Annotated in this window: 16 protein-coding genes and 1 tRNA gene; 12 read left to right on the top strand and 5 right to left on the bottom strand. The window is 61.7% G+C overall.

The genetic code is table 11. The annotated features are described in order from the left end of the window. Positions 1–126: 126 nt before the first annotated feature. The 4 genes from JCM7686_RS12190 to thrS all read right to left on the bottom strand — a co-directional run bounded on the left by JCM7686_RS12190 (position 127) and on the right by thrS (position 4,739). Positions 127–783 carry a DsbA family oxidoreductase gene (locus JCM7686_RS12190; protein WP_020951122.1) on the bottom strand — a complete coding sequence of 219 codons (657 nt, stop codon included), beginning with the start codon at positions 781–783 and terminating at the stop codon, positions 127–129. Then, the gene (locus tag JCM7686_RS12185) at positions 780–2,267 is read right to left on the bottom strand and encodes a class I adenylate-forming enzyme family protein (protein WP_020951121.1); all 1,488 of its coding nucleotides are present in this window, start codon (positions 2,265–2,267) and stop codon (positions 780–782) included. The genes JCM7686_RS12190 and JCM7686_RS12185 overlap by 4 nt, the downstream gene beginning before the upstream one ends. Positions 2,268–2,378: 111 nt before the next feature. Continuing rightward, positions 2,379–2,585 (bottom strand): cold-shock protein, encoded by a 207-nt coding sequence (locus tag JCM7686_RS12180; protein ID WP_020951120.1) that lies wholly within the window; start codon positions 2,583–2,585, stop codon positions 2,379–2,381. Between the two features lie 204 nt (positions 2,586–2,789). Next, the gene (thrS, locus tag JCM7686_RS12175; RefSeq protein ID WP_020951119.1) at positions 2,790–4,739 is read right to left on the bottom strand and encodes a threonine--tRNA ligase; all 1,950 of its coding nucleotides are present in this window, start codon (positions 4,737–4,739) and stop codon (positions 2,790–2,792) included. Between the two features lie 164 nt (positions 4,740–4,903). Here thrS and JCM7686_RS12170 point away from each other — a divergent pair, with 164 nt between their 5' ends. Next, positions 4,904–5,656 carry an alpha/beta hydrolase gene (locus JCM7686_RS12170; protein WP_020951118.1) on the top strand — a complete coding sequence of 251 codons (753 nt, stop codon included), beginning with the start codon at positions 4,904–4,906 and terminating at the stop codon, positions 5,654–5,656. A gap of 89 nt (positions 5,657–5,745) precedes the next feature. Here JCM7686_RS12170 and phaZ read toward each other — a convergent pair whose 3' ends face one another. Further along, positions 5,746–7,083, bottom strand: coding sequence for a polyhydroxyalkanoate depolymerase (phaZ, locus tag JCM7686_RS12165; protein WP_051201656.1), 1,338 nt, complete (start codon positions 7,081–7,083; stop codon positions 5,746–5,748). Positions 7,084–7,215: 132 nt separating this feature from the next. Here phaZ and phaC point away from each other — a divergent pair, with 132 nt between their 5' ends. The 11 genes from phaC to JCM7686_RS12110 all read left to right on the top strand — a co-directional run bounded on the left by phaC (position 7,216) and on the right by JCM7686_RS12110 (position 16,389). Then, entirely contained in the window at positions 7,216–9,729 is a 2,514-nt protein-coding gene (phaC, locus tag JCM7686_RS12160) for a class I poly(R)-hydroxyalkanoic acid synthase (RefSeq protein WP_020951116.1), read from the top strand. A gap of 187 nt (positions 9,730–9,916) precedes the next feature. Beyond that, the gene (locus JCM7686_RS12155) at positions 9,917–10,375 is read left to right on the top strand and encodes a phasin family protein (protein WP_020951115.1); all 459 of its coding nucleotides are present in this window, start codon (positions 9,917–9,919) and stop codon (positions 10,373–10,375) included. A 155-nt stretch (positions 10,376–10,530) separates the two neighbouring features. Next, positions 10,531–11,103 (top strand): polyhydroxyalkanoate synthesis repressor PhaR, encoded by a 573-nt coding sequence (gene phaR, locus JCM7686_RS12150; RefSeq protein WP_020951114.1) that lies wholly within the window; start codon positions 10,531–10,533, stop codon positions 11,101–11,103. 48 nt (positions 11,104–11,151) lie between these two features. After that, a tRNA-Ser gene (locus JCM7686_RS12145) sits at positions 11,152–11,241 on the top strand. A gap of 184 nt (positions 11,242–11,425) precedes the next feature. Beyond that, positions 11,426–12,658: a tyrosine-type recombinase/integrase gene (locus JCM7686_RS12140; RefSeq protein WP_020951113.1), complete on the top strand. Its 1,233-nt coding sequence runs from the start codon at positions 11,426–11,428 to the stop codon at positions 12,656–12,658. Between the two features lie 208 nt (positions 12,659–12,866). Continuing rightward, positions 12,867–13,061, top strand: a complete 195-nt coding sequence (locus tag JCM7686_RS25175) for a helix-turn-helix domain-containing protein (protein WP_084621074.1) — start codon at positions 12,867–12,869, stop codon at positions 13,059–13,061. A gap of 10 nt (positions 13,062–13,071) precedes the next feature. After that, the gene (locus tag JCM7686_RS12130; protein ID WP_020951112.1) at positions 13,072–14,172 is read left to right on the top strand and encodes an AAA family ATPase; all 1,101 of its coding nucleotides are present in this window, start codon (positions 13,072–13,074) and stop codon (positions 14,170–14,172) included. A 176-nt stretch (positions 14,173–14,348) separates the two neighbouring features. Then, positions 14,349–14,843: a hypothetical protein gene (locus tag JCM7686_RS24455; protein ID WP_148292623.1), complete on the top strand. Its 495-nt coding sequence runs from the start codon at positions 14,349–14,351 to the stop codon at positions 14,841–14,843. Then, positions 14,843–15,304 (top strand): GNAT family N-acetyltransferase, encoded by a 462-nt coding sequence (locus JCM7686_RS24450; RefSeq protein ID WP_148292622.1) that lies wholly within the window; start codon positions 14,843–14,845, stop codon positions 15,302–15,304. The genes JCM7686_RS24455 and JCM7686_RS24450 overlap by 1 nt, the downstream gene beginning before the upstream one ends. A 75-nt stretch (positions 15,305–15,379) precedes the next feature. Beyond that, on the top strand, positions 15,380–15,844 hold the full coding sequence (locus tag JCM7686_RS12115) for a hypothetical protein (protein ID WP_041527332.1): 465 nt from the start codon (positions 15,380–15,382) through the stop codon (positions 15,842–15,844). After that, on the top strand, positions 15,841–16,389 hold the full coding sequence (locus JCM7686_RS12110; RefSeq protein ID WP_041527331.1) for a hypothetical protein: 549 nt from the start codon (positions 15,841–15,843) through the stop codon (positions 16,387–16,389). The genes JCM7686_RS12115 and JCM7686_RS12110 overlap by 4 nt, the downstream gene beginning before the upstream one ends. Position 16,390: the final 1 nt, after the last annotated feature.

Raw genomic sequence — 16,390 nt, 5'->3', positions numbered from 1 at the left:
GCGGCTGGAGAGAAGGATAGACGCTCATCGCGCGTTTTTCCAGTTTGCCAAAGCGGGGGCTGAGCGCGGCTTCAGGTCCGGGCGCGGCGTGCGCGCCCGGATCGCGGGGCAGATCAGGCGGGCAGATCAGGCGGCGCCGGTGATCTCGTCGATCACATTCTGCCAAAGGCTCGCAGGCTGGGCGCCCGAAATCGCGTGTTGATCGGCGATGATGAAGGTCGGAACCGAGGACACGCCGCGCTCGCGGGCATGGACTTCGCGGCCAATGACCTGCTCGACATCGGCATCGGTTTTCAGCAAACGCCGCACCATTTCGCCGTCGAGCCCGGCAACGGTCGCGATTTCGACCAGCACATCGGGATTGGCGATATTGCGGCCCTCGCGCCAATAGGCCCGCATCAAAGCCGACATGACCTTGGTCTGCGCGCCGCCTTCGACGCCTGCCCAATGCATCAGGCGATGGGCGTTCAAGGTGTTCGGCACGCGCTCGATCAGCGAAGGGTTGATCCAGAGGCCCAGGCGTTCAGAAGCCTCCATCACCGGCTTCATCGCGGCGAGAATGCCCTTCTCATCCTCGAACTTCATCTTCATGTAATCGACGTAAGGCATCCCCGCAGGCGGCATTTGCGGGTCAAGCCGGAACGGGTGCCAGGCGATGGCAAAGGGATGATTCGGCCGGCTTTCCAGCGCGCGGTCGAGCTCGGCCTTGCCGATCATGCACCAGGGGCAGACCGGATCGGCGAAGATGTCGAGTCGGATGGAAGAGGTCGGCGCGGAGGTCATAGGTGGTCCTTGGAATAGCGGTCGCGCAAAGCGCGGCGATTGATCTTGCCGGTCGCGGTGCGCGGCAACTGGTCAAGATGTAGGTAATCGCGCGGTTGTTTGTAGCGGGCAAGATGCTCTTTTGCGGCCAGCTCGAGTGCCTCGCGCGAGGCGGTGCCGGTCCAGAAGGCCGCGATCACGGTGACGCCGGGGCGCACGGCGATTTCGGCGGCGGCGACTTCGCCCGCGGCTTCGACCCGGGCGAGCGGCTCTTCGATCTCTGCTGGGGCGACGCGGTAGCCGCCAGCGTTCATCACATCGTCGGTGCGCCCGAGCATGGCGATCGCGCCCTCGGATGTGGCCTCGGCCAGATCTCCGGTTAAAAACCACGCCCCGGCGCGCCGGGAGGCGGTTTCCTCTGGCTGGTCGAGATAGCCGAGAAAGAGCCCCGGATCGCTTTCATGAACCGCGAGCCGCCCGGGCGTGCCGGGGGGAAGTTCGGCTCCCGCCTCATCCAGAATGGCAATGCGGCGGCCGGGTTGCGCAAAGCCCGCCGTGCCATCCGGCGCGGGCCGGGCCGGGCTACCCGACAGGAAAGTCGAGCATTCCGACATGCCCATGGCCTCGTGCAGTTCGGTCCCGGTGCGCGCGTGCCAGGCGGCGCGCAGGGCCGGATCCAGCCTTTCGCCCGCCGCCAGCCCGTGGCGCAGGGCCGTCCAAGGCCTCCATTCGGTCTGAAGCATCTTGCGAAAGACGCCGGGCGCTGCGGCAATCAGGCTTGCGCCATGACGCGCGGCCAGCAGCGGGATCTGCTGGGGCTCGGTGCCATCGGCGGGAATGAGCGCGGTGGCGCCAAGCGTCCAGGGATCCATCAGCCCGGTGCCAAGCGTGAAGGTCCAGTTGAAGGCGCCGGCGTGAAGCAGCCGGTCCTCGGCGCGCAGGCCATACCAGCCCTCAAACATCGCGGCCCGCGCCAGAATCGCGCGATGGGCATGCATGACCGCGCGCGGCTGACCCGAACTGCCGGAGGTGTAGATGATATAGGCAAGCCGCTCGGGATCGCCCATGTCCCAAGGCGCGGGGGGCAGGGTTTCAAAGGCGCTGAGCTCGGTCTCATCCATCACCCGGGCCGGATGGTCGGGCAAAGCGACGCCCGCGCCTGCAACCACCAGCGCCGGGTTGGTTTCCTGCGCGATTCTCGTGATCTCGCTGCGGGTGAGCAGCGCCGAAGTCGGAATCGGCACGATCCCCGCCGCAATCGCCCCCAGATAGGCCACCGGAAAGGCCGGGCGATTGCCCAGCCGCAACAGCAGCCTGTCGCCCGGAACCAGCCCGGCGCGCAGAAGCCCCGTCGCCGTGCCGCGCACCGCCGCGATCAGCCGGGCATAGGACCAACGCTCGGCCCGACTAAGGCCGATTACGGCAAGAGCGGCTTTGTCGGGCGTGGCCTCACCTGCGGCAAGCACATGTCGCGCAAGGTTCATCTGTGTGGGGTAGAGGGTCATCCGTGCCTATGTCCTTCCTGCCGGGCAAGCCTTTCAGGAGCTTATGACGGATGCGCGAAAGGGAAAACGGCCCGCGAAGCGGGCCGCTCCGATCGTATGAGAAATATGAGATCAGATCAGTTGCAGATCCGAGGCAGACGAACGACCGTCACGGCCAGCCTGCAGCTCGTAGCTGATTTTCTGATTGTCGTTCAGGCCGGTCAGGCCAGCGCGTTCAACTGCCGAAATGTGAACGAACACATCTTTGCCGCCATCATCGGGTGCGATGAAACCAAAGCCCTTGGTGGCGTTGAACCATTTTACGGTGCCGGTAGCCATTACCGTCTCTCCTCAGTAGTTCCCGGGTGCGAGATTGCAGCCCAGGCCGTGCAGCCCTTTCCGTTTTTTGCCCGGCTGCCCGTAAAGGGAGGCGGTAGAAAGTCATGCTCACGCGTGAAATGTTGCCCGATCTACCAAAAAAAACAAGTAAAATTGCGCCGGGAATTGTGATCCGGCGCAGGTCGATTTTTTGAGATCGGCGGATCAGCGCTGATCGGGCGCGAGTGCTTCTGCCTTGAGTTGCGCAACCGCTTCGTCGAGGGACAGGCTTTCGCTGCCCTGTTTGTCCAGTCTGCGCAGGGAGACGCTGCGTTCGGCAACCTCTTTCATCCCGATTGCCATGATGACCGGAACCTTGCCGACGGAATGCTCGCGCACCTTGTAGTTGATCTTTTCGTTGCGGACATCGGCCTCGGCCCTGATTCCCTGAGCACGCAGAGTTTCGACGACTTCTTGCACGAAATCATCAGCATCCGAGACAATCGAGGCGACCACGACCTGCCGCGGTGCAAGCCAGAGTGGCAGTTTCCCGGCGCTTGATTCGATCAGGATACCAATGAAGCGCTCGAAGCTGCCCAAGACCGCGCGGTGCAGCATATAGGGCCGATGTTTGGCACCGTCTTCGCCGATGTAATTGGCGTCGAGACGCTCGGGCAGGTTCGGGTCAACCTGCAGCGTGCCGCATTGCCAATCGCGGCCAATCGCATCGCGCAGCACGAATTCAAGCTTCGGCCCGTAGAACGCGCCTTCGCCCGGATTGAGCTCGTAGCTATAGCCCGCTTTGGTCACGGCTGCCGCCAGCGCGCCCTCGACGATGTCCCAGCTTTCTTCCGAGCCGATGCGGTTTTCAGGGCGCGTCGACAGTTTGATGCGGAAATCATCAAAGCCGAGATCCTTGTAGATCGCCGAGAGGAATTCGATGAATTTCTTGGTTTCCGGCTCGATCTGAGCCTCGGTGCAGAAGATATGCGCATCGTCTTGCGTAAAGCCACGCACACGCATGATGCCATGCAGCGCGCCCGAGGGCTCGTAGCGGTTGCACGAGCCGAATTCGGCCATGCGCAAAGGCAGGTCGCGATAGCTTTTCAGCCCGACGTTGAAGACCTGCACATGGCAGGGGCAGTTCATCGGCTTGAGCGCATTGATGGTCTTTTCGCGGGCATGATCCTCGTCGACTTCGACGATGAACATGTTTTCCTGATAGTTTTCCCAATGGCCCGAAGCTTCCCAGAGCTTGCGGTTCACGACCTGAGGCGTGTTGACCTCGACATAGCCGCCGCGACGCTGCTGGCGGCGCATGTAATCTTGCAAGACGGTGTAGATCGTCCAGCCATTCGGATGCCAGAAGACCTGACCGGGCGCTTCTTCCTGCATGTGGAAGAGGTTCATCTCGCGGCCGAGCTTGCGGTGGTCGCGTTTCGCGGCCTCTTCCAGCATCGTCAGATGCGCCTTGAGGTCATCGCGGTTGCGGAAGGCAATGCCATAGATGCGCTGGAGCATCGGACGCGAGGCATCGCCCAGCCAGTAAGCGCCTGCGACATGCGTCAGTTTGAAGGCATCGGCGGGCACCTGACCCGTCGATTGCAGATGCGGGCCACGGCAGAGGTCTTGCCAATCGCCATGCCAATACATCCGCAGATCCTCGCCCTCGGGGATGCGGTTTACCAGCTCGACCTTGAAGGGCTCGCCGCGCTCTTCATAATAGGCCAGCGCGCGGGCGCGGTCCCAGACCTCGGTCTTGACCGGATCTTTGGCGGCGATGATCTGCTTCATCTTCTGCTCGATCGCGCCCAGATCTTCGGGCGTGAAGGGCTCGGCGCGGTCGAAGTCATAGAACCAGCCGGCATCGCGGACCGGGCCGATGGTGACTTTGACATCGGGCCACAGCTCTTGCACGGCGCGGGCCATGATATGGGCGAGATCGTGGCGGATGAGTTCGAGAGCGGGGGCCTCGTCCTTCATCGTATTGATGCGCAGCGCGCCCGAGGCCTTGATCGGCCATTGCAGGTCGATGTGATGGCCATCGAGATTGGCCGAAATGGCGGCCTTGGCCAGAGACGGCGCAATCGAGGCCGCGACTTCGCCAGCCGTCGTGCCCGCGGGATAGTCGCGGATGCTGCCATCAGGAAATGAAAGGGAAATGAGATCGGCCATATCGGCTCCTCGTCGGTTTGGCGCCCACGGAACGCCCGGTTGCGGGTTATGTCGTGCGGTGATTTGGACACTTTGACCGCTGGTGTCAATGCGGCTAGTGCTGGGGCGCGCGACACCGAGGCCAAAGCAGGGTCCAGACTTGGGCGCCAGATTGGGAGCAAAGCATGACAAAGATGATCGAGACGGCAACGGGCCGCCATATCGCCTATAACCGCAGGGCCGGGCAGGGCGTGGGGGTGGTGTTCCTCGGCGGCTTCAAATCGGACATGCAGGGCACCAAGGCGCTGGCGCTTGAAAACTGGGCCGCGCGCGCGGATCGCCCCTTCCTGCGCTTTGACTATTCCGGCCATGGCGAAAGCTCGGGCAGCTTTGAAGAGGGCGCGATCAGCGACTGGGCCGAGGATGCCGCCGCCGCGATCGAGACCTTGACCGAGGGGCCGCAGGTTCTCGTGGGTTCGTCGATGGGCGGCTGGATCTCGCTGCTGCTGGCGCGGCGTATGCCCGAAAAGGTCGCGGGGTTGGTTACCATCGCCGCTGCGCCCGATTTCACCGAAAACGGCTTCTGGGCCGGGTTCGGCCCGGTCGAGCGCGAGACGCTTTTGCGCGATGGCCGCATCGTCATCCCGACCGAATACGAGGATTTCCCGTATATCATCACGGCTCGGCTGATCGAGGATGGGCGCAAGAACCTGATTTTCGACCAGCATTTGCCGCTGCCCTTCCCGGTGCGGCTGCTTCAGGGCACCGCCGATGCCGAGGTGCCGCAGGAGTGGGCGCTGCGGCTCTTGCATCATGCCGCGAGCCCGGATCTGCGCCTGACCTTGGTGAAGGGTGCCGATCACCGCTTTTCCTCGCCCGATTGCCTCGCGCTGATCGAGGCTCAGGTTGAAGAGGTGCTGGCGCGGGTCGCGGGCTAAGCACGCGGATCACGGTTCGGATCACCACGCTACAAAAGAAAACCCCCACCGTGGCGGGGGTTTTCTTTATCAAGTCAAACGCATCGCGCTTAGACGGGCATCCGCGAGCTGTCGATTTTCGGCGGCGTTTCCTCGGCCTTGCTGGCGACGAGGCTCGGCGTCGAACGGGTGCGACGGCGGCGGCTGTGCTGCTGGTCGAGCATATGTTCGTCGATGAAGTCGAGCACCAGCGGGCGGATGTTCAGACGCCAGCTCTTGCCTGCGAAGATGCCATAGTGACCGGCGCCCGGCTCAAGATGGCTGGCCTTCTTGCTGTCGGGCAGGCCCGTGAGCAGGCGCAGCGCCGCGACGCATTGGCCGGGGGCTGAGATGTCGTCATTCGCGCCCTCGACGGTCATCACCGCGACATCCTTGATCTTGCCGAGATCGACCGGCTTGCCATCGACGGTGAAGGTGTTCTTCGCGATCTCGAGCCCCTTGAAGATGCGCGACACGGTCGAGAGATAGAATTCCGCGGTCATATCCATGACGGCGAGATATTCATCGTAGAATTTGTTGTGGCGATCATGCTCCGAGCCGTCGCCGCGCGCTTCGGAATAGATCTTGTCGATGAAGGCGCTGGTGTGGGTTTCGGCATTCATCGCGATGAAGGAGGCCAATTGCGCCAGCCCCGGATAGACCATGCGGCCCGCCCCGCCATATTTGAAGCCGACCTGCTGGATCATCAGCTCTTCGAGCTCGCCCATGGTCATGCGGTTGCCGAAATCGGTGACCTCGGTCGGCGCGGCATCGGGATCAATCGGCCCGCCGATCAGCGTCAGCGTGCGCGGCTGCGCGGCCGGTTCTTCTTCGGCAAGGATCGCAGCGGCTGCGAGCGTCAGCGGCGCCGGCTGGCAGATCGCGATCACGTTGATATCGGGGCCGAGGAAGCGGATGAACTCGACCAGATATTTCGTGTAATCCTCGATGTCGAACTTGCCCGCGCTGACCGGAATGTCGCGCGCATTGTGCCAATCGGTGACATAGACATCGCAATCGGGCAGCAGCGAGGCCACGGTCGAGCGCGCGAGCGTCGCGTAATGGCCCGACATCGGCGCGACCACCAAAACCTTGCGCGGCATCGGATCGCGGCGGGCGACGCGGAAATGGACCAGATCGCCGAAGGGCTTTTCCAGCACCGGCTCGACATAGACGATATGGTCCTGACCGCCTTCACCGGCGATGGCCGGGATCTTCCAATCGGGCTTGATGACCATGCGCGCGAAGCTGCGCTCGGTCACGCGGCCCCAGGCCGAGATCAGCTTGAACATCGGGTTCGGTGACAGAGCGAAGGCCGGGTAAGAGGCCAGAGCCCGCGCGCTTGCGCCCATCCATTCATTCGTGTTCCGGATCGTCTCCATCGCATCATAGGAGATGATGCCACGCATGCCTTTGTACATCATGAAACGTTAACTTTCCTCGCTATGAAGGTCGGGCTGACCTCGCGATTGGCCGGACTCACTTTACCTGCCGATGGGCTCAGGCATAATAGATTTGGTAGTTAGGGAGGATTTGAGCGCATGACAAGCCGTGAGGGCAAGCCGGACATTGCGACAGATGGCCAAAAGGGCGGCGAAAACTCCTCGGATCGCGTCGAATCCGCAACTGTTTCCCCGCAATCGCGTGGCTCGCAGAATAAAAGCGCGGCTCCGGCGGCTGCGGTGACCGAGGCTGTGGCCGCTGAGCCGGTCACGCGTGATTCTGTGCCCGCCGCCGCATCTGATGCCACGCCCAAACCGGCGCGCAGCCGCAATCGCGCTGCCGCAAAGCCTGTCGAGGCTGCAAAAAAGCCTGCGGCGGCAGCGGCAAAGCCCGCAAGCGATGCGCAACCCGCCCGCCGAACCGCTGCGAAGAAAGCGGCCCCCGCGAAGGCCTCCACCCCGACCTCTGCGCGGGCCTCCGCCGCTGCCAGCGACGAGCCGCGTGATGAGGCGCGGGCGGATAAACGCGCATCCCCGCGCGCGGCGCCCGAGGAGGCCAAGGCCAAGCCCCGTCCGAGCACAAGCCGGGCGCGCACCGCCAGCCGGGCCGATACCCGCACCACCACGCGCAAGAAGGCCGCGCCGCGCAAGGTCTCGGCAGATGCTGAAAGCGCCGCGCTGAAGGAGCCCGTCGCCCCGCTGGTCGAGCCCGCTTTGCCGCGAAGCCCCGCCGTTCAGGCCCGTTCGGAAGCGCCCAACACCGCCAAATCCGCGCCGCATCGCGCGGATCAGCCCGCGGACACCGAGCCGACGCCGCGCGGCACCGCCGCCTTCATGGAAGCCGCGTTCGGTCCGAACAGCCACCTGCCCGAACAGTTGATGCAAAATATCGAGCGCATCGAAGGGTTGAATCAGCGCCTCTTGGCTGCGCTCTCGCAGCGCCGTGCGCCCAATCCCGGCGTTGAGGCTCCGGGTCCCGATTTCTTTGCCTCGACCGCTGCGGCCTGGCTCAAGCAACTGGCCGAGCAGCCCTCGCGCATCATCGGGCAACAGGTCAGCTATTGGGGCGAGACCTTGCGCCATTTCGCCGAGACCCAGGCGGCCCTGTCGAAAGGGCTGATGGCGGCGCCCGAGCCCGAGGACGGCGCGAAGGATCGTCGCTTCGCCAATCCGCTTTGGGACAACCATCCCTTCTTCAGCTTCGTCAAACGCCAGTATCAGATCAATGCCAAGGCGATGCAGAAAGCCGCTTCGGATCTGGATATCGAGGATCATATCGAGCGGCGCCGCATCGACTGGTTCACCCGCCAGATCATCGATATGATGGCGCCGACGAACTTTCTGGCGACCAACCCCGACGCTTTGGAAAAAGCCGTGGCGACCGAGGGCGAAAGTCTGGTGCAGGGGCTTGAGAACCTCGTGCGCGATGTCGAGATGAATGGTGGCGAGATGATCGTCTCGCTGGCCGATCGCGACGCGTTCCGGGTCGGCGAGAATATCGGCACCAGCGAAGGCAGCGTGGTTGCCCGGACCCATCTTTACGAGCTCATTCAGTATAAGCCCAGCACAGCGCAGGTCCATGCGATCCCGCTGGTGATCTTTCCGCCTTGGATCAACAAATTCTACATCCTCGATCTGAAACCGCAGAACTCTTTGGTGAAATGGATCGTCGATCAGGGCTATACGCTTTTCGTTGTCGCCTGGAAGAACCCGGATGTGAGCTATGCCGAAACCGGGCTTGATGATTACGTCAGCGCCTATCTTGAGGTGATGGATCGGATTCAGGACCTGACCGGCGAGGAAAAGGTCAATGCGATCGGCTATTGCATCGCGGGCACGACGCTGTCGCTAACGCTCGCGCTGCTCAAGCAGCAGGGCAAGGATCGCGTGAATTCGGCGACGCTCTTTACCACGCTGACCGATTTCGAAGAGCAGGGCGAGTTCACCACCTATCTCCAGAACGATTTCGTCGACGGGATCGAGGCCGAGGTCCAACGCCATGGCGTGCTCTCCTCGCAGCTGATGACGCGGACCTTCAGCTTTTTGCGCGCGAATGATCTGGTTTGGGCACCGGCGATCCGCAGCTATATGCTGGGTGAAGCGCCGCCCGCCTTCGATCTGCTCTACTGGAACGGCGACGGCACCAACCTGCCCGGCAAGATGGCAATCGAATATCTGCGCGGGCTGTGTCAGGCCAATACCTTCGTCAAAGAGGGCTATACGGTCTTGGGTCAGAACGTGCAGATCTCGGATGTGACCGTGCCGATCTGCGCTATCGCCTGCGAGACTGACCATATCGCGCCTTGGCGTGATTCCTGGCGCGGCGTGGCGCAGATGGGATCGACCGACCGCACCTTCATCATGTCGGAATCGGGCCATATCGCCGGCATCGTCAATCCGCCGAGCAAGAAGAAGTATGGTCATTACACCTCTGAAGCCGGGTTCGAGGGAGACAGCCAAAGCTGGCTCGATGCCGCAAGTTTCCACCCCGGAAGCTGGTGGGGCAGGTGGGATCAATGGCTCGCGCCACGCTCGGGCGGCTGGGTCGAGGCGCGCGATCCCGGGGAGGGCTTTGGCCCGGCGCCCGGGCAGTTCGTCCACGAACGGCCCTGAGTTGCCCGCGAAAGGCGCGGATCTTCCGCGCCTTTTCTCGTCTTCGGTTCGGCAATGGTATTTTTCTGCACTGCAGCATAGAAAAATCTTGAAATGCTGCAGTGCAGCATGTATATGCTTGCCAAGTGGAAGATATAGCAACTGGCAGCTCCACCATTCGAGCCGCCGCCCTGACGGAGTAGCAACAATGGCCAAGACCCCCGATTTCACCAAGAATTTCCAAGAAGTTCTCGCCAAACTGCCGATCGACACCTCGTCGATCCAAGAGGCTTTCAAAACCCAGTCGGCTCTGGGCGAGAAACTGACCAAGATCTCGCTTTCGGCTGCCGAGCGTTCGACCGAGATTTCGGCGCAATGGGCGAAAGACACCATCGCGCGCGTCGGTGAGCTGGCTGCTGGCAAGGAAGAGCCTTCGGATTACGCCAAGGCGATCAGCGATTTCGCTTCGTCGGCTGCTGAAGCTGCCGCCGAGCACCTGGCCTCCTTCGCCGAAATCGCCAAGAAAGTGCAGATGGACACCGTCGATCTGATGCTGACCGCTGGCAAAGACATTGCGTCGGAAACCCAGAAGGTTGCCGAGAAAGCTGCGCGTGACACTCAAGCCGCCGTGTCGAAAGCCACCGCCGCTGCCACGCCGAAGGCCTGAGCCTACGACATCTTTTCGCAAAAGGGGCGGGCAACCGCCCCTTTTTCATGTCTGGACAAGGCGCAAGCGGGATCGCGGCGAAATCGCGCTGTTTTCCTTTGCATTTCTGCGGCCGTTTTCTCATCATGCTGCAAATGCAATCTCGGGAGAGGTCGATGTCCGAAGCCGAAAAAGCCACGCCACTGTTGATCAAGCGCTACGCCAGCCGCAGGCTCTACAACACCGAGACCAGCGATTATGTGACGCTTGAGGATATCGCTGGCTTCATTCGCGCGGGGCGTCAGGTGCAGATCGTCGATCTGAAATCCGGAGATGATCTGACGCGGCAATATCTTCTGCAAATCATCGCAGAGCATGAAAGCCGCGGCGAGAATGTCCTGCCGCTCGATGTGCTGACCGATCTCGTGCGCAGCTATACGACGCAAGCGCAGTCGGTGGTGCCGCAGTTCCTTGCCGCCAGTTTCGAGATGCTGCGCGAAGGTCAGTCGAAGGTGATGGAGAACCTTTCAACCTTCCCCAACCCGATGTCCTCGATGCCGGGTTTCGAGGCCCTGCGCCGCCAGCAAGAGCTTTTCCTCAAGGCGATGACCTCGGGCTGGGCAGGGTCCAGCGGCCCCGAGCAGGAAGAATCTACAGCAGATTCCGCTGCAAAACCCGGTGCTTCCGAGGATATGACCGAGATCAAGCGCCAGCTTGCCGAGTTGCAGAAACGAATTTCAAAGCTCTGACGCGGAGCGCTTGCACCCGGCTCGCCATCAGGCTAGACGGTGCAGAACGGACAGTTGGCCGAGTGGTCGAAGGCGCACGCCTGGAAAGTGTGTAGGCGGGGAACCGTCTCGAGGGTTCGAATCCCTCACTGTCCGCCAAAATCATATTCACAGACGTTCACCGAGATACACAGAAGTTACTGAATTCAGCAACTTAGCGCAGTTTTTTGATGATGCGAGTTGATGCGAGTTCGCCGATGGTTACCTGAAGAACCGTTTTCGGGTAGGGTCTTCGCTAGGGATGGAACGGACCTAATCCTTCCCCCGCTAGGGAAGAGTGGATATGGCAGGAATCATCAACCGACTGACGGCGCGCGGCGCAGCTGCAATTTCAGTGCCGGGCCGCCATGCAGACGGCCAAAATCTGTATCTGAACATTTCAAAAGCCGGATCGCGCAGCTGGGTCTTCCTCTACAAGCGCGACGGTCGCCAGCGCGAAATGGGACTGGGGTCGGCTGCGCCGGGCGCCGTCTCGCTTGCTGAAGCCCGCGAAGCCGCGGCGGCTGCCCGCCGCATCCTGGCAAGTGGAGGCGATCCTCTCGACGCGCGGAGTGCAAGCAAGAAAGAGGCCCGGGTCGAAGAAGCTCGTGGTACGACATTCGGCGAGTTCGCTGATGCATTCGTCGATCTTCACGAGGCCGCCTGGCGCAATCCGAAGCATCGCGCGCAGTGGCGCTCGACCTTGGGCGACAGCTATTGCTCTCAGCTGCGAAAGAAGCCGATCTCGCAAGTCGAGACCGAGGATGTTTTGGATGTCATCCGACCGTTGTGGCTCGACCGGCGTGAAACTGCAAATCGCATCCGTCAACGGATCGAGACCGTTCTGGATGCGGCGGTGGTCGATGGGCGGCGGTCGCCCGGGCTCAATCCCGCGAGATGGAAAGGTCATCTCGCTTTGCTCCTGCCCAAGCAGGCGCGCGGCGCGAAAGGCCACCATGCCGCGCTTCCTTGGGCCGAGATGCCCGATTTTGTGTCCGCGCTGTCCGAGCGCGAAGGTGTTGCGGCGCGCGCGCTAGAGTTCTTGATTTTCACTGCCGGCCGCAGCGGAGAAGTGCGCGGCGCGCGCTGGTCCGAAATCGACCTTGAACGCGGTCTGTGGATCGTACCGGCGGATAGAATGAAGGCCGGTCGCGAGCATCGCGTCCCTTTGAGCCCGTCTGCGGTTGCGGCCGTTCAGACTATGTTGCCGCTTCGACCGCGTAGGGCAGAGGATATCTCTGGTGCGCTTGTCTTCCCCGGCCTGCGGCGCGCGCCATTATCGGACATGACGTTAAGCGCGGTAATCAAGCGCATGAATGTTGCGAGTGCCACCCCGCATGGTTTCAGAAGCTCTTTCCGGGATTGGGCGGCATCGGACGGGAGTGCTTCTTTCGAGGCGGCGGAGATGTGCTTGGCGCACGTCGTCGGAAACCAGACGGTGCAGGCTTACCTGCGGGCCGATCTTTTCGAACAAAGGCGAGAGCTGCTTGATCGCTGGGCGAATTTCCTTACTTTGCAGGCACCAGCTGCTGGATAATCCAGCACGACTAACTCTCCATCGAGAAAGCATAACGCAAGTGGTCTGCCAGATTTGAACCACTGCAGTTGGGTAAAATCCAACTGTTTTCCGGGGGATTAAGTACTCGCTTCTCGATTTTTAAATGTGTCTTTGCGGATACCACATTAGCGCCGCGTGGCGTCTATGGTAATATGTGACTGTAATTAATACAGGTAACGTTGGTGCCATGCAGAAACAAATAGAAACTCCCGACACTCATGCATTTTTTACCGTGCAGGAGATCGCAGACACATTGCGCGTAAGCAGAGCGATGGTTCATAAGCTTGCCCGTCAAAATAAGCTGAAAATCACGAAGATCGGATCAAGGTCGCTCGTTTCCACGTTGGAGTACGATCGCTTTATTCGTCAGGCGACCCAATAGAGGGGCCTTCATGCGAAACGAAAAAGCCGCCCAACCGGGGCGGCAGGACGGCTCTGATTTCTTGAGGTCAAAGGGATATTGGGCCAAATCCAAATCTGATACAAGTGGCTTCTTCGATGATCCGAAGTCACGCTTCGTTTTGACTGCATACGCCGATTTACCGCCTCCTCCTCCGAGGCGGGAGATCATTGCTGGCCTATTGGCCGAGGGCGAAGTCATGTTCCTTACCGGCCACCCCAAGGCCGGTAAAAGCGTCCTTGCTGCACATCTCGCCGCATGTGTGACCCGAGACGATCCGTTTTGCGGACGCACTGTCGCGCGGGGCCCCGTTGTCTATCTGTCCCTCGAACGGCATGAGCTCCAGAAGCGTCGCATCAAAGCGGCCGGAGCCGATCTGACGCAGGTGTTTGACGTCGACGGAGAGCTGATCTCGCTGGGCGATGAAGCTCTCATGCGCGAGCTGGCGGATGCGATCGCTCCCATTGCGGCAAGACTGGTGGTCATTGATACCGGGGCACGCGCGATGGTCGGTCTCGACGAGAACAGCTCAAGAGACATGGGAACCGCCATGCGCGGGCTTGAGGCACTGCGACAGCGGCTGCCCAATGCCGCGATTGTTGTGCTGCATCATCTGGTCAAGGGCGGCGGAGACATGCGCGGATCGAGCGCGATCCTCGCAGCTGCTGACCTCGAACTCCGGGTAGAGGCTTCGAAGGGTGGCAAGGCGAGGACGGCTCGCGTGACCGGCGCCAATGACGTGGTCGAGGGTCAAGAGCTGGCTTTCACGCTTACCGTGGTCGACGACGAGGCTGTGGCCGTTGGAATGCAGACCGGCGGCGATTCCGTGCGAGCAACAGCGGTTCTTGGGGCAAAGAATGATCGCAGTCGGGCAGACGGACTGGCCCGCGCGATGCAGCTCTATAATGCCTGCCCAGATCAGTTCGATCGTAAGCGTGCCGCCGAAATCGCAGCCGTCGCGGGGATCGTCGAACAGGGCTCGAGCGACAAGAGCCGAGCCACCATCGTGGCCCGGCTCCTTCGCCGACTCGCGGAGCAAGGCATGATTTCCGAGATCGACGGCAAGTGTATGAAATTAGGTGATAAATCATGAACACCTCTGGCGGAAACACTCGCAACACCCGGGAATCGGGATCCGCAACAGACCTGAAGTCTGCGGCAACAGCCGAGAAACAGGCGGAGCAACAGTCAAGGAAACACCCAGAAACACCTAACGGTGCTTGCATGGCAACACACCCCCTCTCCCCTTTAGGGGAGGGGGATGGGGTGTTGCCGCAGCCGACGACGCGCCGAGAAACCCTCATCGTGTTGGTGAACCTGCTGCGTGCCATCGGGGATCGAGGCGTCTCTCCGGAGCAGGCCGCAGAGATCGGTCACCGCGCGGAAATCCTCAAAAAGCCGACCCGCAAGCAGCGCTGCGCTGGGGCTGCGTGGCTGCTCGAACGGGCGGTTGCCTGCGGGCTCGCCGTCAAAGACGATAGCGGCGCATTCCGGCCGCTCCTGCACAACCTTCCCCGAAGCCTCGAAGCACCGACAACGGCACGCGGCGCTTGGTTTTGCGAGTTTACCCACTGCCCGGAGATCGGCACACGCATTGTGCGGCGTGATGGACTTGGGTTTGTGCTTGTTGCCGCGGAGCCTTACACGCGCAAGAGCGACGGCGCGGCGTCCTTCCTGCTGACCTGGCTGTCCGATGACGGTCGCAAGGCCACCACGGGCCTGCGTTCGTCTAGCGTGCGGTGGCAGCGCAGCGAGGTTCGCTGATGTCGAGTTCCAACCGTTCGAAGCGGCTGCGGGATTGGCAAAAGCTGATCGCTCTCGCCGAGACGCATCCGGAACTCGAGGATCTTCGTGGTTGCATTACGGGCTGGCTGGACGGTGGCGCCACACGCCGCGGTGCTGCCTTGCTGATCCCGCCAGCGGCCCGAGGTGGCGATCATGGGCGAGGCCAGCGCCTCGCCCGTGCCGTCGCCTGGATGCGAAAGATTCGACGCGATCACCTCGCCGATCTCAGCAATCATCAGGCGGCCGCTTCGATAATTGCCCGGCTGTGCCGATATCAATCCGAGGGCTTCGTTGCTAATCGCAGTATTGGAAAATATCCAAATTGCCCGATTGAATACTTTTGCCACTGGTGCCTATTGACGAAATCCCTTGAGCGCTCCGGAAAGCTGATCGACGTTAAAACGGTTGCACGCTACCTGGGTCAATCCGGCGAGGCGTGAATTTCAATTCGGCTTTGATTTTCAAATTGCCCGGTAAATTGTGGCGCGGCATCTTTTGTGAAAAGGAGCCGCGCCATGAAAATCCCGAATGTAAGACGAAAGTTTTCGCACCCTGGAATCGAAGTCGACATCGCGCGCCTGCGCGAAATAATTTCAGCGGGCGATGTTGCTGATGTCGGGCTGCACGCCGAAAATAATCGCATCCTTGCAGAGGTGGCACACGGTCGGCTTGACGCCGGTCACCTCGGCCAGCTTCGTGAGCAGCTACTGGCGAAACAAGGCGAGCTCTTGCGCTGGGAAGACGCGGATTCGCGCCGCAACGCCGACGTCATCTCGAGAATTAAGGCCGCGATTGCCCGGCTTCAGGATGAAATCAAAGCTGAAACCGCCCGCATCGAGATCGCGAAAGCACCGCATCGGGTCGCTGCCGCCCTCCGGGATCGCTGTGTCGATTACGCAATCGAAGCCGGCGTTCGGCTTCCCGACCTCGCACGGTTTGACCGGTCGCAGTGGTCGACCACCACGGGAGAAATCCGATGATTACCACGCTGTCGAAACGCTTCCGTCGGATCGCTGACGGCCTGACCACCGGACAAACCGCCGTCGCGGATTTGCGCGCCGAGATCGTAGCGACCGAGGACCGACTTGAGCGGGCGAAGAACCGGCCACAATCGAAAGCCGTTGCCCTCGATAAGGCGCGTCGTGATCTGGCAGAGGCTGCAGAGATCGGACAGACGATCCTACGCGTGCACGCTCGGGCTGCCCGCAGCGGCGTGGGCGGGGATCTCCTTGACCGGGTGACCGACGCTCGCGACGCTCGGGCTCTCCTTGCGCTCGTGGCCGCTCCGCAGCTTCTGGCAGCATTTGAAACCGAGGCTTCCGCTCTCTGGGGCGACGACCTGGGCCTTACCGAGGACGAACGCGAGCAGGAGCTGACTATCCTGCACCGGGAACTCTTCGACCTGGAGCTGGCAGAGGAAGCACTGATCAGATCCGCCGCCGTCGCAGGCCTCGTGATCGATCGGCGCCCCGATGCGCACCCGGCTGCAGTTTTGGCACCCGATCACGCTCTTCCGCCGGTATGAC

The sequence above is a fragment of the Paracoccus aminophilus JCM 7686 genome, assembly GCF_000444995.1.
GTDB classification, from domain to species: domain Bacteria; phylum Pseudomonadota; class Alphaproteobacteria; order Rhodobacterales; family Rhodobacteraceae; genus Paracoccus; species Paracoccus aminophilus.
Note: the sequence above shows the minus strand (reverse complement) of the source record. Positions and strands in the feature narration are given on the sequence as shown.